This is a genomic window from Nocardia sp. NPDC019395 (genome assembly GCF_040632335.1).
Classification (GTDB): Bacteria; Actinomycetota; Actinomycetes; order Mycobacteriales; family Mycobacteriaceae; genus Nocardia.
In genome coordinates, this window is sequence record NZ_JBEYBT010000006.1 from 146,579 (window position 1) to 162,775 (window position 16,197).

Sequence of the window (16,197 nt, forward strand, 5' to 3'; positions counted from 1 at the left end):
ACAATACATTTCCGTGCCTTCTGGATAGCGTCGGAATTTCCGAAGCAACCAAATGGTCTATTTTTCCGGCCGGCGTCGCCGCAGCTCGCTGTGCCGATTCCATATCGCGAGCTCGAGGGGCGGGCGGCTGACGAATCGATTTGCCGTGCACGCTAGGGTGGTTCGCTGTGAGCAACCCGAACTCCTCGTCATCCGGCGGCTCCGCGGGCGTTGTTCCCGCGGGGCGAGCAGGCCGCTCCGCGGAAGTCGACGACGTCCCCGAGCAGATGCGGATCCGGCAGGAGAAGCGGGAACGACTGCTCGCGGCGGGGGGCGAGGCCTATCCGGTAGCGGTGCCCCGCACCCACACGCTGGCCGAAATCCGTGCCGCGCATCCAGATCTCGCCGCCGATACCGCCACCGGCCAGCAGGCCGGTGTGGCAGGGCGCGTCATCTTTATGCGCAATACCGGGAAATTGTGTTTCGCGCAGCTGCAGGAGGGCGACGGCACAACGTTGCAGGCGATGATCAGCCTCAACGGTGTCGGTGCGGACGCGCTGGCGGCGTGGAAGGCCGATGTGGATCTCGGCGATATGGTTTTCGTGCACGGCGAAGTGATCTCGTCGCGTACCGGGGAATTGAGCGTAATGGCCGATTCCTGGTCCATGGCGTCGAAGGCGCTGCGTCCGCTGCCCGTCGCCCATAAGGAGATGAGCGAGGAGTCGCGCGTCCGTCAGCGTTATGTGGACCTGATTGTTCGTCCGGAGGCTCGGCAGACCGCCCGGACCCGGGTCGCGGTGGTGCGGGCACTGCGCAACGCGCTCGAGCACCGCGGTTTCCTCGAGGTCGAGACGCCGATGCTGCAAACTCTGCACGGCGGCGCCGCGGCCCGCCCCTTCCGGACCCACTCCAATGCGCTCGATATGGATCTCTACCTGCGCATTGCTCCGGAACTTTTTCTCAAACGCTGTGTTGTCGGGGGGCTCGAGCGGGTCTTCGAGATCAATCGCAACTTTCGCAACGAGGGTGCCGATTCCACCCATTCTCCCGAGTTCGCGATGCTCGAAACATATCAGGCGTACGGCACCTACGATGACTCCGCGCGGATGACCCGGGAATTGATCCAGGAAGTCGCTCAGGAGGCTCTGGGAACTCAGGTCGTGACACTGGCCGACGGTACGGAATACGATCTGAGCGGCGAGTGGACAACCGTCGAGATGTACCCGTCGCTATCGGAGTGCCTGGATGTCGAGGTGACTCCGGAAACAACTGTTCCGGAATTACTGGCGCTCGCTGAACGGGAAGGTCTGGAAATTCCCGAAGGTAAGGGTTACGGCCACGGCAAACTGGTGGAGGAGCTCTGGGAGCACTGCTACGGCGACAAGCTGTACATGCCGACTTTCGTCCGTGATTTCCCGGTGGAGACTTCCCCGTTGACCAGGCAGCACCGGTCGCGTTCGGGGGTCACCGAGAAGTGGGATCTGTATGTTCGCGGCTTCGAGTTGGCCACCGGTTATTCGGAGTTGGTGGATCCGGTGATCCAGCGTGAACGGTTCGTCGATCAAGCACGACTGGCCGCCGCCGGCGATGACGAAGCAATGGTTCTGGATGAAGACTTCCTGTCCGCGATGGAACACGGGATGCCGCCGACCACCGGAACCGGCATGGGAATCGACAGGTTGTTGATGGCCCTCACCGGATTGGGAATCCGGGAAACGATACTGTTCCCAATAGTGCGGCCCGCCGGCCGTTGAGCGAACGGTTTGCATAGCCAACCGCTCGTCTTGGAATTTTCCGAATTCGAGGTATTCTTGCCTCGGGTAATCGGCCTGATTTTGCGGGCCGCACGATTTCGAGAGGACGTTCATCTCATGGCAAAGAAGGTCACCGTTAGCCTGATCGACGATGTCGACGGTGAGTCCATCGCGGACGAGACCATCGAGTTTGCAATCGATGGGGTGTCGTACGAGATCGACCTGTCGTCGTCGAATGCGTCGAAGCTTCGGGACGAGTTGGAGCAGTGGGTTTCCAGCGCTCGTCGCGTGAGCGGCCGTCGCCGGGTGAAGTCCGCTGTCGCGGCTGCCGGGGGGAGCAGCAAGGGGCGCGCCACCATGGATCGTGAACAAAGCGCCGCAATTCGTGAGTGGGCGCGCCGGAATGGTCACAAGGTTTCCGCGCGGGGTCGTATCTCCGCCGATATCACCGACGCGTACAACAAGGCCTCGAAGGGTTAGTTCTACTTTCAACTGTCGTTCGCGAGGGTTTTCTCCGCACCGGACGACGGCAGGTCTTCTCGATAGCCAATTGGAATTACCGCTGGCCCCGGCGTTGTACGCCGGGGCCGCTGCGGTCAGTGATATTCATTGGCCGGTGGTGTTCAGTCTTGCCCGAGTACCCGCTCGCCCGGCACCATGAAGGGGTTGGTTGGACCGGGCCCGGTGCGTCAGGCACTGCGGGGGCCGGGGTGGTGTTCGGCAGTTGCTGCCGGTATGGAGAGGTCAGGTATCGGCACAGTGTCCGGATCCGTCGGTTCGTTCCTGCGTTTCACCGATGACGAAGGCCGCCGGCGTGAGGTGATGTTGAGCCCCGACCGGCAGCGGATCACGATCGGGCGTTCGGCCGGAGCGGATCTTTCGCTGCGCTGGGACGCCGAGGTATCGCGATTACACGCGGCGGTGGAATATCTCGCCGCCCAGTGGACCATCGTCGACGACGGCCTGTCCCGCAACGGCACGTACGTCAACGGTGAACGTCTCCAAGGTCGTCGTCGGCTCATGCCCGGGGACCGTATCCGGATGGGTACCTCGCTGGTGTCCTTTCACGATTTCAACGGTGTCGCCGACGATGCCACCCGCGCCTCCGGCAGCAGCACGCCCACCGTCCGGTCGCTGACCGAGGCGCAGCGCGGTGTGCTCATCGCGCTGTGCCGCCCCTACAAGGGCGACCCCGCGTTCGCCGCTCCCGCGTCCAATCAGCAGATCGCCGACGAACTGTTCCTCAGCGTCGACGCCGTCAAGACACACCTGCGCGCGCTGTTCGCCAAATTCGGGGTCGAGGACCTGCCCCAGAACCAGAAACGCCAGCGGCTCGCGGCGCTGGCCATGCGCAGCGGGCTCATCGCCGATCGCGATCTCTAGGCGCGGGCGGTCCGGGCCACATTTGTGTTCGCTGTGGGCAAAACCCGAGTGGGAAACGATTCCGTGGGTATGGGCGTTATGAATGAATAACGCTGCGACCGGCTACAGATCATTAGGGTGGACCGGCGGCGGCAAGTACCCCCGCCAACTAGAGTGGGAGGCGGGGGCCGCAACCCCTGGCCTTCATGGCAGGCTGAAGTCGACGGTTGTCCACGACACACCACGGCGTGAGCCGGCCATAGAGTCCGGAGCAGGAGAGTGAGGGAGCGATGTTCGAGAGGTTCACCGACCGCGCGAGGCGTGTCGTCGTCCTGGCCCAAGAAGAGGCCAGGATGCTCAACCACAACTACATCGGCACCGAGCACATCCTGCTGGGTCTGATCCACGAGGGTGAGGGTGTCGCGGCCAAGTCCCTGGAGTCGCTCGGCATCTCGCTGGAGGGCGTGCGCAGCCAGGTCGAAGAGATCATCGGCCAGGGCCAGCAGGCCCCGTCCGGTCATATTCCGTTCACCCCGCGCGCCAAGAAGGTGCTGGAGCTGAGCCTGCGCGAGGCGCTGCAGCTCGGCCACAACTACATCGGCACCGAGCACATCCTGCTGGGCCTCATCCGTGAGGGCGAGGGTGTCGCGGCGCAGGTGCTGGTGAAGCTCGGCGCCGATCTCAACCGGGTCCGCCAGCAGGTCATCCAGCTGCTGTCCGGGTACCAGGGCAAGGAACCGGTCGAATCCGGTGCCCGTGGCGAAACCGGTACCCCGTCCACTTCGCTGGTGCTCGACCAGTTCGGCCGTAACCTCACCCAGGCCGCGCTGGAAGGCAAACTCGACCCCGTGATCGGCCGCTCGAAAGAGATCGAGCGGGTCATGCAGGTGCTGAGCCGCCGTACCAAGAACAATCCTGTCCTGATCGGCGAGCCCGGTGTCGGTAAGACCGCCGTGGTGGAGGGCCTGGCCCAGGCGATCGTCAACGGCGAGGTCCCCGAGACGCTGAAGGATAAGCAGCTCTACACCCTCGACCTGGGTTCCCTGGTCGCGGGCAGCCGCTACCGCGGTGATTTCGAGGAGCGCCTGAAGAAGGTGCTCAAGGAGATCAACACCCGCGGCGATATCATCCTGTTCATCGACGAGCTGCACACGCTGGTCGGTGCGGGTGCTGCCGAGGGCGCTATCGACGCGGCCTCGATCCTGAAGCCGAAGCTGGCCCGCGGTGAGCTGCAGACGATCGGCGCCACCACCCTCGACGAGTACCGCAAGTACATCGAGAAGGACGCCGCCCTGGAACGCCGCTTCCAGCCGGTCCAGGTGGGCGAGCCGACCGTCGAGCACACCATCAACATCCTCAAGGGTCTGCGTGACCGCTACGAGGCCCACCACCGGGTCTCCATCACCGACGGCGCCCTGGTCGCCGCCGCTACCCTGGCCGACCGCTACATCAACGACCGGTTCCTGCCGGATAAGGCGATCGACCTGATCGACGAGGCCGGCGCCCGGATGCGTATCCGCCGGATGACCGCCCCGCCGGACCTGCGCGAATTCGACGACAAGATCGCCGACGCGCGCCGGGAGAAGGAATCGGCGATCGACGCGCAGGACTTCGAGAAGGCCGCGCGGCTGCGCGATAAGGAGAAGCAGCTCGTCGCCAAGCGGGCCGAGCGCGAGAAGCAGTGGCGCTCCGGTGATCTGGATGTCGTGGCCGAGGTCGACGACGAGCAGATCGCCGAGGTGCTGGCCAACTGGACCGGTATCCCCGTCTTCAAGCTCACCGAGGAGGAGACCACCCGTCTGCTCCGTATGGAGGACGAGCTGCACAAGCGGATCATCGGCCAGGAAGACGCCGTCAAGGCGGTCTCGAAGGCCATCCGCCGTACTCGTGCCGGCCTGAAGGATCCGAAGCGTCCGTCCGGTTCGTTCATCTTCGCCGGTCCGTCCGGTGTCGGTAAGACCGAGCTGTCCAAGGCGCTGGCGAACTTCCTGTTCGGCGACGACGACGCGCTCATCCAGATCGATATGGGCGAATTCCACGACCGCTTCACCGCCTCGCGGCTCTTCGGTGCCCCTCCGGGCTACGTCGGCTACGAGGAGGGCGGCCAGCTCACCGAGAAGGTGCGCCGCAAGCCGTTCTCCGTGGTGCTGTTCGACGAGATCGAGAAGGCCCACCAGGAGATCTACAACACCCTGTTGCAGGTCCTCGAGGACGGGCGCCTCACCGACGGCCAGGGCCGGACCGTGGACTTCAAGAACACGGTGCTGATCTTCACCTCGAACCTCGGCACTTCGGATATCTCGAAGGCTGTCGGCCTGGGCTTCACCCAGTCCAACAAGGAGGGCTCGAACTACGAGCGGATGAAGCTCAAGGTCAACGACGAGCTGAAGAAGCACTTCCGGCCCGAGTTCCTCAACCGTATCGACGATGTGATCGTCTTCCACCAGCTCACCACCGAGCAGATCGTGGAGATGGTGGATCTGATGATCGACCGCGTCGGCGTGCAGTTGAAGAACAAGGATATGTCGATGGAGCTCAGCGATCGGGCCAAGAGCCTGCTGGCCAAGCGTGGTTTCGATCCCGTGCTCGGTGCCCGGCCGCTGCGTCGCACCATCCAGCGCGAGATCGAGGATCAGCTCTCGGAGAAGATCCTGTTCGGCGAGATCGGCGCCGGCCAGAACGTCGTGGTCGATGTCGAGGGCTGGGACGGCGAAGGCTCCGGCGAGGATGCCCGGTTCACCTTCACCCCGAAGGCGAAACTCACCAAGGACGACGGTGAGAAGAAGCCGGAGGTCGTGCTGACCGGCGCGGGCGAGGGTAGCACCGAGGCTGCCTCGGGCGAGTAGAGAACATCCGTAGCGAAGGGCCTGTCCGGCTGTATTGCACAGCAGGACAGGCCCTTTCGCATATCCGGAGCATTGGACCGTGGCTGCGGAAATTCGGCGGCGAGCCGGGTACGGGCGCGCGTAGGGTGGACGCAAGGGTCCACTTCGACTGGGGGTACCGATGACCGATCCCGATCAGAGCCTGATCGCTGTCCTGCTCGACCGCTCCGGCTCCATGCAGTCGATCAAATCCGACACCGAGGGCGGGCTGGCCGCATTCTTCGAGGAGCAGGGCAAGGTCGAAAGAACCGTCCGGGTGACCTTCGCCCAGTTCGACACCGACTACGAATGCTTGTACTCGAATATCCCCCTCGAGCAGATTCCGCAGCCGATCCTGCACCCACGCGGCGGTACGGCGCTCTACGACGCGATCGGGAAGCTGGTCACCGATATCGGTGCGGAGCTCGCCGGGCGTCCGGAATCCGAGCGCCCCGGCACGGTGATCGTCGTGATCCTGACCGACGGCCACGAGAACTCGAGCCGGGAATGGACCCATTCCGCCGTGCGTTCGCTGATCGAGCAACAGCAGAACGACTACAACTGGGACTTCCTGTTCCTCGGCGCCAATATGGATGCCGTGCAGATCGGCACCCAGCTGGGGTTCGCTCCGCAGCAGTCGATCACCTACGGCGCGGCGCCTGCCGGTGTCCAGGGAGTGTTCCGCGCGGCCGGGGCGTATTCGACTCGCTTACAAGGTCCCGGGGACCCGGGTTCGGCCCGCGCCGCGGGGTTCACGGAAGAGGAGCGTCAGGCGGCCGATCCGGGAGAGTAGCCGGCTCGGCCCATATTCACGACGGCGGCGGAACCCGATCCGCTGTCACCGGATACGGCAGGTGCCGCACCTTATTCTCTTGTTACGGGACCTGTTTCGGCGGGCTTCGGGGTAGCGCCACGCACGGGGGATCGGTCGGACGGCGAAACCCGCTTGTTCTCGCTCGACCCGGCCCGGGACCGCGGCGGTTCGTCCGGATCGATCGCTATGCGCAGTGGGCGGCTCGGCAGCCGGGCCGCGACGCGGTAACCGCCACTCGGTTTCGGGCCGGCGGTGAGGGCGCCACCGAGCGCGTGGGCGCGTTCACGCATGGCGATAATGCCCATTCCACGCGTCGGACCGGTGTGTTCGGGTTTGCCGGTGGGCCGGGTGTTGTCGACGGTGAGGTCCACGGAATCGGGGGTGAACCGCACTGTCACCGTGGCCTCGGCGCCGGTGGCGTGCCGGATGACATTGGTCAGCGATTCGGTGACGATCTGGGTCGCGGCCTCGTCGATGGCCGCGGGCAGAGTATCGGCTGTTCCTACTACCCGGGTATGTACCGTCAGCCCGGCCATACGGGGTTTACGGAGGAGTTCGTCGAGGTCGGACATGGTCGGATCGGGCTCGCGCGCCGGTGGAGCGGGTGCGGCAGGTGGGGCGGTTTCCCGGCGAGCCGTGTCGGAGCCTCTGGCCGGTTCCGCCCCGCCTGTCCGAGCCGGCCGGCCGAAACTGCCACGCCGGGGACGTTTCTCCCGGTTCCGATACGCGGTTGTGCCGGTGTCTCGCGGCTGGTCGTCGTCGCCGGGCGCAGCGGTTGCGCTGGGCTCCACGGACTGGATCGCGTGCCGCAACGCCTGCACATCCTCGAGCGCGTTCCGGCTGGTGGTCTTGATCTCGGCCACCGTCCCGGCGGCCTTCGCAGATTTGTTCTCGACCTGCTGCAGTGCCATCCCGGATTGCACATTGATCAGCGAAAGATTGTGCGCCACCACGTCGTGTAGCTCGCGCGCGATCAGCAGGCGCTCGGTGTTCACCTCGAGTGCCCGTTGCCGCTGCGCCGCGGTATCGGCGGCGGCGTCACGCTCTCGGCAGGCGCGCACGAGCGCACGGCGCTGCATCGCCAGCACCAACAGTGCCGCGGCCAGCGCCGGCCAACCCAGTAGCCCGGCTATCTCCCAGCTCGTCATTGCGAACTCTCCACGTGTATCACCCTATTCGCCCCTTGGCCGAAGTCGGCGCTGCACACCCGGATTCTCGGTCTCGCGAGGATATTCCGGGGTCGAATCCGCCGGTTCGGGACGAAACGGTCGGTAGCGGCGCGATACCGGCGGCAACTGCGGCGTGACGGGTGCCGACGCGGGTATGGTCCTATGATGGTCGACCAGCAAGTACGTGTACCGGACCTGTCAGCACGGCCATACGAGCTGACAGTGGAACGGGTGATGAAAGCCTCGCCCGAACTGCTCTACTTGGCATGGACCCAGGGGTTCGATATCTGGTTAGCGGCGCCCGGGACGTTACGAATGCGGCCCGAGGTGAACGAGCCGTTCTACTTCGAGGCCGGCGGCGAGGGCGGAACGCGTCCGCACTACGGGCGTTTCGTACGGCTCGAACCGGGGCGTCTCGTCGAAATGACCTGGGTGACCGGGCCGGGCGGTACCGAGGGCGTGGAAACGTTGGTACGAGTGGAGTTCGTCAAACAACCCCGCGGTATCCGGTTACGTCTGCGACACAGCGGTTTTGCCGATGAGGCCGCACGCGACCGGCATCGGGCCGCCTGGCCCCCGGCGCTGGCCCGGCTCGACGAACGAACCGCTGCGGCCGGCTGACAGGTACGAGTAGGTTCGAAACCGACCCGAACGAATCATCTTCGAAAGGATTGTGATGCCCACACGTACCGCGCGCACCGCATGGACCGGTGGTCTGCAGGACGGCTCCGGCCAGGTCGATCTGGTCAGTTCCGGGGTCGGCAAGTACGAGGTGTCCTTCCCGAAACGTTCCGCCGACGAGGCCGGCGGTACAACCAGCCCGGAGGAGTTGATCGCGGGGGCCCACGCGTCCTGCTATGCGATGGCGCTGTCGAACGAGATCGCCCAGGCCGGTGGTACTCCGGAGAGCCTCGACGTGTCGGCAGCGGTGACGCTCGGCCCGGATCCGGCCGGCGGCTTCCGGATCAGCCGTATCGCGTTGACAGTCCGGGGCCGGGTATCCGGCCTCGACAACGCCGGTTTCACCACGGCGGCGGCCGCGGCCAAGTCGGGGTGCCCGGTCAGTAAGGCGCTGACCGGAGTGGACGAGATCACGCTCGACGCGGCCCTGGAGTCCTGAGCAGCTCCCGGGCTCCCCTCGTCGTCTGCGGGGAGTCCGGGACCATCCGGGCCGGTGTGTGGGCCGACGTGGCGTCTCCTACGGGAACTATCGGGGTTCTCGAGTTGATCTGATTCGTACCCCGACGCTGCCCGGGCTGTACCGGAGCCGGAATCACGGTGCGGGGGTGACAGTTACCGCTGCCGGGGTATCACTTCGCGTGCTCCACTCGGTGAGCGCGGCGAAAGCGAGGCCTATACTCACCCAGAGTGTGGTTGAGACCGCCAATGACGCCGTCCGGAACTCCCACAGCAGCGTTGCCGGGAAATCCGCACCCACCTCGTTCACGCCGGGCAGAAAAACGTAACCGAGTGTCGTGATCAGCACGAACACCGCGACCGCGGCGATGAGCCGGATGGTTGCGAGCTGCGCACGCAGCAGGTTCCAGATGTAGACCCCGGCCACGACGGCGACCAGTCCCAGTACGACGGCGGCCACCCACAACAGAGTGCGTTCGTCGATCGTCTCCGGATCACCTACCGCGGGTGGGTTGGCCGGGTACTTGAAGAACGGCACGGCGACCACCGCGAGCCAACCGCCCAACCCGAGTCCCAGCACCAGCCGTGGTCCGGGCAGGGAGGTGAACCGGCGGGCGTAATGTGCCGCCGTCGCGATGATCGCGCCGAAGGCCATACCCGCGAGGGCATTCGCCAGGAATTGGCCGAACTTCTGCCACGGCCTGCTGACCACGGCATCGTCCTCGCCGTGACTGTGTCCGGTTCCGGCCTCTGCACCGTGGCTGTGCCCGGCCTGGGATTCGTGCGAATCCGCTGTCGAAGCGGCCGACTCCTCGATGGCGATGGCCGCGTCCACTTCGGGTTCGCCGACGAAATTCCCGACGACACCCGCCAGTAGTCCGGCGATCAATCCGGCGAGCAGACCACGGATCAGCAGAGTCCGGAACGATCCGCTCAGTGGCATGGGACGCCCAGGAGGTGGCGTCCGTCGTGCATCAGCTCGTGCAGGAACATCCCGCTGCGGGATATCGCGCCCTGATCGAAGCCCACCAAGTAGAGAGTCAGCAGCGCGAGTAGTACGACACCGGCTGTGACGAGCACGGTTGCCGCGGTATCGGCGGCCCGGCTCGGGGTGTGGACGATGGCCATGATGTGTCCTCCTCCGGGAGTTCGCGTCCCGTCGAGTGCCATGCGTCGGTGCCGGTGTCTGGCTCACTCCGCGGCAGCGGAGCACACAGTGGCGCGACCGCTCCGGAATCTCACCGGATTACCGCGTCACCTTCGCTTATCCATCGAACTGTGACACCGGAGCCGCCGGTCGTCAATATGTTGCCGAACAAAGCGCTGGTCACGCCACTCATCGCGGCGTGACCAGCCCAGAGATCAGGAGGCGGGCTTACCCGCCACGTCCAGCACCACTTCGAATTCCAGCAGCGACGCACCGGTGGCGACCGGCTTGTTCTGCTGACCCGCGTGGGCTTCCTTGGCCGGGCCGTCACGCCAGGCCGCGAACGACTCTTCGGAATCCCACTGGGTGACCACGAAGTACCGGTTCTCGCCGGCGGTGGGCCGCAAGAGCTGGAAGCCGAGGAATCCGGGGGAGTTCTCGACCGCGTGCGCACGGTGGGCGAACCGCTTCTCCAGTTCGGGTCCCGCGCCCTCGGGAATCTCGATCGCATTGATCTTCACAACAGCCATACTGTATATATTGCGCCGCCTCCTGCGGCGCAGGTTCGGGCCCCCCTTGGTCCCGATTCTTCACTCCTCCGCTCCTCCGCTTCGCTCCCCCGCTCCGTCGCTCCAGAATCGGGACGGGCCCGAACCACCGTGGTGATCCACGACGAGCGGGTGGCGGGTGTGCCTACCGTCGGCCGGGTATGAATCCTCGGGCAGGGGGGCGGCCGGGCCGGAATACACTCTTGTCGATGTTGCACGACGAAGGCGGGACCGGAGCCCCCATACTGCTGCTGCACGGTTTGATGGGCAGCGCCCGGACCTGGGCGGACCAGATCGGCTGGCTGCGCGGCCACGGTCACGTCTACACCTTCGACGCCGCCGGGCACGGGCGCCCGGCGCCCGCCGAATTGACCACCGAAGCGTTCGTCGCGGATCTGGCGGCGGCCACCACCGATATCACCGAGCCGATGGTGATCATCGGCCATTCGATGGGTGCGCTGCACGGATGGGTCTTCGCGGCTCGGCATCCGGGGCGGGTGCGGGCCTTGGTAGTGGAGGATATGGCCGCGGATTTCACCGGCCGCACCGCCGCCGGTTGGGCCGCCATGATCGCGGCCTGGCCGCAGCCCTTCGCCGACGAGGCCGCCGTGCTCGAGTACTTCGGCCCGGTCGCCGGGCGCTACTTCCTGAACTCGTTCGACCGGACCCTGGACGGTTACCGGCTACACGGAGATATCGCGACTTTCCGGGATATCTCCGAGGAATGGGGAACACGTGCGTTCTGGGGGGAATGGGCCGAGGTGGGCGTTGCGGCCCTGCTGATCGAGGGCGAACACACCATCACCCCACCGGGCCAGATGCGCCGCATGGCGGAACTGCATCCGCGCGCCGAACATATCGTCGTCCCCGGCGCCGGGCATCTGGTGCACGACGACCAGCCCGCTCGCTACCGGACCGAGGTGCGACGGTTCCTCAACCGGATACTCGCCGCGGAACCCGCGCCGGGCCACTGACCGGCCGGACCCACCTGTGCCCGTGCCGGTCGGCGCGAAACCGCCGGTTCGCGTCCGGCCGGGCAACCCGTCCTTCCAGCGTGCGCCCGTTGCCCGCCTCAGCCTTCACCGGCCAGCGCGAACCGTCCGTCCAGGGTTTGTTCGATCAGTCCGTCCACCAGGAGCGAATCGAGGGCTCGGTCGCGCTGCCCGGGATCACGGGTCCAGGCGAGGTCCAGGCGGATCCGGTCCACGGGCTCGTGCGCGGCTCGCAACACGTCCAGCAGCCGGCCCCGTGCCTGCCGGTCGGTGCCCTCGTATTTCTGGGTTCTGCGAGTCGATTCCAGAACCGGCCGGCCGGCCGTGACCCACGCGCAGCGGGGGAGCGGGCAGTGGGTGCAGTCCGGTGTGCGGGCAGTGCACACGGTTGCTCCGAGTTCCATCAAGGCCGCGGAGAACACGGCTGCCCTGTCCACCCGGACCGGTAGGAGTGCCTCGGTCTCCCGGAGATCACGGGCCGCCGGATTTCCCGCCTCAGCGCGCCCGTGTACGGCCCGGGCCACCACCCGGCGAACGTTGGTATCCACCACCGGTACACGCTGCCCATAGGCGAAGCAGGCGACCGCACGGGCGGTGTAGGCGCCGATGCCGGGCAACCCGAGCAATACCTCGACATCGTCGGGGACCTCGTCCGCGTGCTCGTCGGCCAGAACTTGCGCGCATTCGTGCAGCCGCAGCGCACGCCGCGGATATCCGAGCTTGCCCCAGGCGCGGAGCACCTCGCCCGCGCCGGCCGCCGCCATGGCCGAGGGCACCGGCCACCGCGCGACCCACTCCCGCCAGACCGGTTCGACCCGCGATACCGGCGTCTGCTGCAGCATGATCTCGCTCATCAGGATCTGCCAGGCGCTCACCCCGGGCCGGCGCCAGGGCAGATCCCGGGCGGTACGGTCGTACCAGTCGATCAGGCTATCGGTATCGATCGGGGCCGGTTCGCTCACATCACGGCGGCGCCCGCCCGTATCCGGTACTCCGGCTGTCCTACTGCTCACCTGACCCGCTCCGTCCACCTCACCGTGCGAAATCACCGGCAACGCGCGGATGGATGCCGCGCCGTAACCGGACCGAAGCGGGCGGCAATATCGAATCGTGCAGAATGGACACCATGCCTCAGTCCAACCCGGTGAGTGCCTGGAAGTCGCTGCGTGAAGGTAACGAGCGCTTCGTGAACGGCACGCTGCAGCATCCTAGTCAGGGAGCGGCCGACCGAGCCAAGCTCGTCGGCGGCCAGAGCCCCACCGCCATACTTTTCGGTTGCGGTGATTCCCGGGTGGCGGCGGAGTTGATCTTCGACCAGGGCCTCGGCGATATGTTCGTGGTGCGGACGGCCGGCCATGTGATCGATGCCGCGGTGCTGGGCTCGATCGAGTACGGCGTGGATGTCCTGAACGTTCCGCTGATCGTCGTCCTCGGCCACGACAGCTGCGGCGCGGTGAAAGCCACCCTGGACGCGCTGGACGGCGGCGCCGTGCCCGGCGGATTCATCCGCAGCATCGTCGAAAAAGTCACCCCGTCGATGCTGATCGGCCGCCGCGAGGGTCTGAACACGGTGGACGAACTCGAAGCCCGCCACGTCGTAGAAACCAGCCAGTTGCTCATGGAGCGGTCGAAGATCGTCTCCGAACGCGTGGAATCCGGCGCCTGCGCGATCGCCTGCGCCACCTACAAACTGGCCGAGGGCCGGGCACAGCTGCATCGCGTGGTCGGCGAAATCGGGGAGACAGTCTGACGGCCACTCGGCCGCGGCCGGCCGGAAGACACCGGACGCGCGATCAGCACAGTGATGCCCGGTCGCAGCTTCCGGTGTGCCGTTGACTGCCCGCGCCGCCCGATGCGCTTACCGTTGACACGTGTTGGAACCGACAGGACCGTTACCGCCGGAGATCTACTGGCGGCGTCGCGTTTTTGCCATCGGAGTACTGGTCGTCGCGCTCGCGGTGGTGATCTGGGTGGCCGTGACCGTATCCCGCGGCGGGGATTCGCCCGGTGCGACCGCCGTGACGGCATCCTCCACGACGAGCCCCGAACCGGCGGGAGGTCCGGCGGCGGCGTCCAGCACGACCTCCGCCGGCGGATCCACCACGACCAAGGCGAGCGAGCCGTCGAGCCCGGCACCTGCCGCATCCGGGGAGTGCGCGGACCAATCGCTGGCGGTCAAGATTTCGGTCGCCCAGCCGACCTACCGGACCGGTGAGGAACCGGTCTTCGGAATCGTGATCACGAATATCTCCGGCGAGCCCTGTACCCGCGATATGGGTTCGGGTCTGCAGCGCGTATCCGTGCACAGCCTGGACGGCGGGCGTCAGCTGTGGGCCAGTACGGACTGCTACCCCGACGGGGAACCGGATCTGCGGACGCTCGACCGCGGCGAGCAGGCCGCGTTCACGGTCACCTGGACCGGGACGACCTCCCAGCCGGAATGCGCCGGGGAGCGCGTACAGGTCCCCACCGGCGCCTACAACGTGGTGGCGCAGCTGGGATCGGTGCGGAGTGCCCCCGAACCCTTCAACATCACCTGAGGGTGTTCCGCCGGGCGAATCTGTACATCGGCCGACGTGAGGGCGGAGCCACCGCGATCACTTCTTGGTCAGACCCGCCAGCCGCAGTGCGGCGCGCAGACCGGCCACCTCGTGCAGCGTCATGGATGTGTCCTTCCCGGCTACACCGGGCGGTACCACCGCGGTGGTGAAACCGAGGCGTTCGGCCTCGGCGAGCCGGCGGCCGGCGGCGGTGATCCGGCGGACTTCGCCGGCCAGCCCGACCTCGCCGAGGATCACCCAGCCCGGCGGCAGCGCGGTATCGCGGGCCGCGCTCGCGATGGCCAGCGCGATCGCCAGATCCGCGGCGGGTTCGGTGAGCCGCATCCCGCCCACCGTCGCCGCGTAGACGTCCTGTTTGCCGACGTAGAGCCCGCAGCGGCTCTGCAGCACCGCCAGAACCATGGCCACCCGGTTGTAGTCCAGTCCGCTGACGGCCCGGCGCGGTGCGGGGACCTGGGTGTCGACGGTGAGCCCCTGGACCTCACCGACGAGCGGCCGTTTCCCGTCCATCGCGACGGTGATCGCCGTACCGGGAACCGAATCGGCCCGGTGGTGCAGGAACAGTCCGGAAGGATCTGTGACACAGGCGATTCCATCGTCGTGTAATTCGAAACAGCCCACCTCGTCGGCACTGCCGAACCGGTTCTTGATCCCGCGAACCATCCGCAGTGTCGAGTTCTTGTCGCCTTCGAACTGCAGCACCACATCGACCAGATGCTCGAGCGTGCGCGGCCCCGCCACCGCCCCGTCCTTGGTGACATGCCCGACGAGCAGTACCGCGATCCCGCTCGCCTTGGCCAGAGAAGTCAATGCCGCGGTGACCGCACGAACCTGGGTGACGCCCCCGATCACGCCGTCGCTATCGGCCGCCAGCATGGTCTGCACCGAATCGACCACCAGCAGAGTGGGTTTCACCTGATCGACATGGCCGAGCAGCACCGACAGATCCGATTCGGCCGCCAGGTACACGCGATCGTGAACCGCGCCTGTCCGATCCGCGCGCAACCGCACCTGCCCCGCGGATTCCTCCGCTGTGACATACAACGCCCGTTCGTCGCGCTGCCGCGCCCATCGGTGCGCGACCTCGAGCAGCAGGGTCGATTTACCCACCCCGGGTTCCCCGGACAGCAGCACTACCGACCCGGCGACGATTCCGCCGCCCAGCACGCGGTCGAGCTCGGAAACCCCGGTCGGCCGTGCGGTAGTGGTCTGCGAATCGATCCGCGAGATCGGTGCGGCGGCGGTGCTGGGGAGCATTGCCTTCCGTCCGGCCGAGGCTCCGGTGGTCCCCGCGGCCGGCAGTGCCTCGTCGACGGTGCCCCACGATCCGCAGCCCGGGCATTTGCCGACCCATTTGGCGACTTCGTGGGCGCACTCCGAACACCGGTACACGGCTTTGGTCTTGGTGGCTGCCACAGGGTCGAACCTTACGCAGGCGGACCGACAGGGCGGGGGTGGCACATCCGGAGGGTGCTGGGGCTGGAGGTTTGGGCGAGATGCGAGAAATCACGCGTGAATGCGGGCGGGGGGACTGGTTGGCAAAGGTGGGAAGTTGATCAGTTCGTGGAGGTTCTGTGTTTTTGGCGCCGCCTGCGGCGTCGCGGGTTCGGGGCCCCCTTGGTCTCGTTCTTCACTCCCGGCGCTCAGTCGCTGCGCTCCTTCGCTCTGGTCGCTCCAGAACGAGACGGGCCCCGAACCACCAAGGTGGACCGGCCGCATGCGGGAAACGGGGGTGGGGGCGGATGCGGACAGACGGGCGGTAGGGGGATTAAACGCGCCGAGGGCGGCGGCCGGGTCGGCTGAGTGGGGACGGATGTGAACCAACGGACGGAGGGTAGGGGATTAAACGCGCCGAGGCGGACCGGCCGCA

The 16,197-nt window shown here is 66.5% G+C and carries 16 protein-coding genes and 1 riboswitch; of the genes, 10 read left to right on the plus strand and 6 right to left on the minus strand.

Annotation, left to right across the window (positions count from 1 at the left end; all coding sequences use genetic code 11):
* The first annotated feature begins 266 nt into the window (after nucleotides 1–266).
* From lysS to ABZ827_RS17775, 5 genes are all read left to right on the plus strand, one after another.
* Nucleotides 267–1,733: a lysine--tRNA ligase gene (gene lysS, locus ABZ827_RS17755; RefSeq protein ID WP_357237999.1), complete on the plus strand. Its 1,467-nt coding sequence runs from the start codon at nucleotides 267–269 to the stop codon at nucleotides 1,731–1,733.
* Between the two features lie 117 nt (nucleotides 1,734–1,850).
* Nucleotides 1,851–2,213 (plus strand): Lsr2 family protein, encoded by a 363-nt coding sequence (locus tag ABZ827_RS17760; protein ID WP_357237854.1) that lies wholly within the window; start codon nucleotides 1,851–1,853, stop codon nucleotides 2,211–2,213.
* 255 nt (nucleotides 2,214–2,468) lie between these two features.
* A complete protein-coding gene (locus ABZ827_RS17765) occupies nucleotides 2,469–3,116 on the plus strand; it encodes an FHA domain-containing protein (protein WP_357237855.1) in 648 nt (215 codons plus the stop codon).
* A 269-nt stretch (nucleotides 3,117–3,385) separates the two neighbouring features.
* The gene (locus tag ABZ827_RS17770) at nucleotides 3,386–5,941 is read left to right on the plus strand and encodes an ATP-dependent Clp protease ATP-binding subunit (RefSeq protein ID WP_357237856.1); all 2,556 of its coding nucleotides are present in this window, start codon (nucleotides 3,386–3,388) and stop codon (nucleotides 5,939–5,941) included.
* A gap of 160 nt (nucleotides 5,942–6,101) precedes the next feature.
* Nucleotides 6,102–6,752, plus strand: coding sequence for a vWA domain-containing protein (locus tag ABZ827_RS17775; protein WP_357237857.1), 651 nt, complete (start codon nucleotides 6,102–6,104; stop codon nucleotides 6,750–6,752).
* A 71-nt stretch (nucleotides 6,753–6,823) separates the two neighbouring features.
* Here ABZ827_RS17775 and ABZ827_RS17780 read toward each other — a convergent pair whose 3' ends face one another.
* Nucleotides 6,824–7,921, minus strand: coding sequence for a histidine kinase (locus ABZ827_RS17780; protein WP_357237858.1), 1,098 nt, complete (start codon nucleotides 7,919–7,921; stop codon nucleotides 6,824–6,826).
* A 186-nt stretch (nucleotides 7,922–8,107) separates the two neighbouring features.
* Here ABZ827_RS17780 and ABZ827_RS17785 point away from each other — a divergent pair, with 186 nt between their 5' ends.
* Nucleotides 8,108–8,563: an SRPBCC domain-containing protein gene (locus ABZ827_RS17785; RefSeq protein WP_357237859.1), complete on the plus strand. Its 456-nt coding sequence runs from the start codon at nucleotides 8,108–8,110 to the stop codon at nucleotides 8,561–8,563.
* 55 nt (nucleotides 8,564–8,618) lie between these two features.
* On the plus strand, nucleotides 8,619–9,062 hold the full coding sequence (locus tag ABZ827_RS17790) for an OsmC family peroxiredoxin (RefSeq protein ID WP_357237860.1): 444 nt from the start codon (nucleotides 8,619–8,621) through the stop codon (nucleotides 9,060–9,062).
* A gap of 153 nt (nucleotides 9,063–9,215) precedes the next feature.
* On the opposite strand, the gene ABZ827_RS17795 is transcribed toward ABZ827_RS17790, so the two are convergent.
* The 3 genes from ABZ827_RS17795 to mhuD all read right to left on the minus strand — a co-directional run bounded on the left by ABZ827_RS17795 (nucleotide 9,216) and on the right by mhuD (nucleotide 10,756).
* Entirely contained in the window at nucleotides 9,216–10,022 is an 807-nt protein-coding gene (locus ABZ827_RS17795) for a CbtA family protein (RefSeq protein WP_357237861.1), read from the minus strand.
* On the minus strand, nucleotides 10,013–10,207 hold the full coding sequence (locus tag ABZ827_RS17800; RefSeq protein ID WP_357237862.1) for a CbtB-domain containing protein: 195 nt from the start codon (nucleotides 10,205–10,207) through the stop codon (nucleotides 10,013–10,015). Before ABZ827_RS17800 ends, ABZ827_RS17795 begins: the two co-directional genes overlap by 10 nt.
* A gap of 31 nt (nucleotides 10,208–10,238) precedes the next feature.
* Nucleotides 10,239–10,381: riboswitch (cobalamin riboswitch) on the minus strand.
* A gap of 60 nt (nucleotides 10,382–10,441) precedes the next feature.
* Nucleotides 10,442–10,756 carry a mycobilin-forming heme oxygenase MhuD gene (gene mhuD / locus ABZ827_RS17805; RefSeq protein ID WP_058853342.1) on the minus strand — a complete coding sequence of 105 codons (315 nt, stop codon included), beginning with the start codon at nucleotides 10,754–10,756 and terminating at the stop codon, nucleotides 10,442–10,444.
* 227 nt (nucleotides 10,757–10,983) lie between these two features.
* Between mhuD and ABZ827_RS17810 the strand changes: the two genes are divergently transcribed.
* Entirely contained in the window at nucleotides 10,984–11,748 is a 765-nt protein-coding gene (locus ABZ827_RS17810) for an alpha/beta hydrolase (RefSeq protein ID WP_357237863.1), read from the plus strand.
* A gap of 98 nt (nucleotides 11,749–11,846) precedes the next feature.
* On the opposite strand, the gene ABZ827_RS17815 is transcribed toward ABZ827_RS17810, so the two are convergent.
* Nucleotides 11,847–12,728 (minus strand): A/G-specific adenine glycosylase, encoded by an 882-nt coding sequence (locus tag ABZ827_RS17815; protein WP_357238000.1) that lies wholly within the window; start codon nucleotides 12,726–12,728, stop codon nucleotides 11,847–11,849.
* A gap of 164 nt (nucleotides 12,729–12,892) precedes the next feature.
* On the opposite strand from ABZ827_RS17815, the gene ABZ827_RS17820 reads away from it, so the two are divergent.
* Both ABZ827_RS17820 and ABZ827_RS17825 read left to right on the plus strand, forming a co-directional pair.
* Nucleotides 12,893–13,516 (plus strand): carbonic anhydrase, encoded by a 624-nt coding sequence (locus ABZ827_RS17820; RefSeq protein ID WP_357237864.1) that lies wholly within the window; start codon nucleotides 12,893–12,895, stop codon nucleotides 13,514–13,516.
* Nucleotides 13,517–13,637: 121 nt separating this feature from the next.
* A complete protein-coding gene (locus ABZ827_RS17825; RefSeq protein WP_357237865.1) occupies nucleotides 13,638–14,306 on the plus strand; it encodes a hypothetical protein in 669 nt (222 codons plus the stop codon).
* 57 nt (nucleotides 14,307–14,363) lie between these two features.
* On the opposite strand, the gene radA is transcribed toward ABZ827_RS17825, so the two are convergent.
* On the minus strand, nucleotides 14,364–15,743 hold the full coding sequence (radA, locus tag ABZ827_RS17830; RefSeq protein ID WP_357237866.1) for a DNA repair protein RadA: 1,380 nt from the start codon (nucleotides 15,741–15,743) through the stop codon (nucleotides 14,364–14,366).
* Nucleotides 15,744–16,197 lie beyond the last annotated feature (454 nt).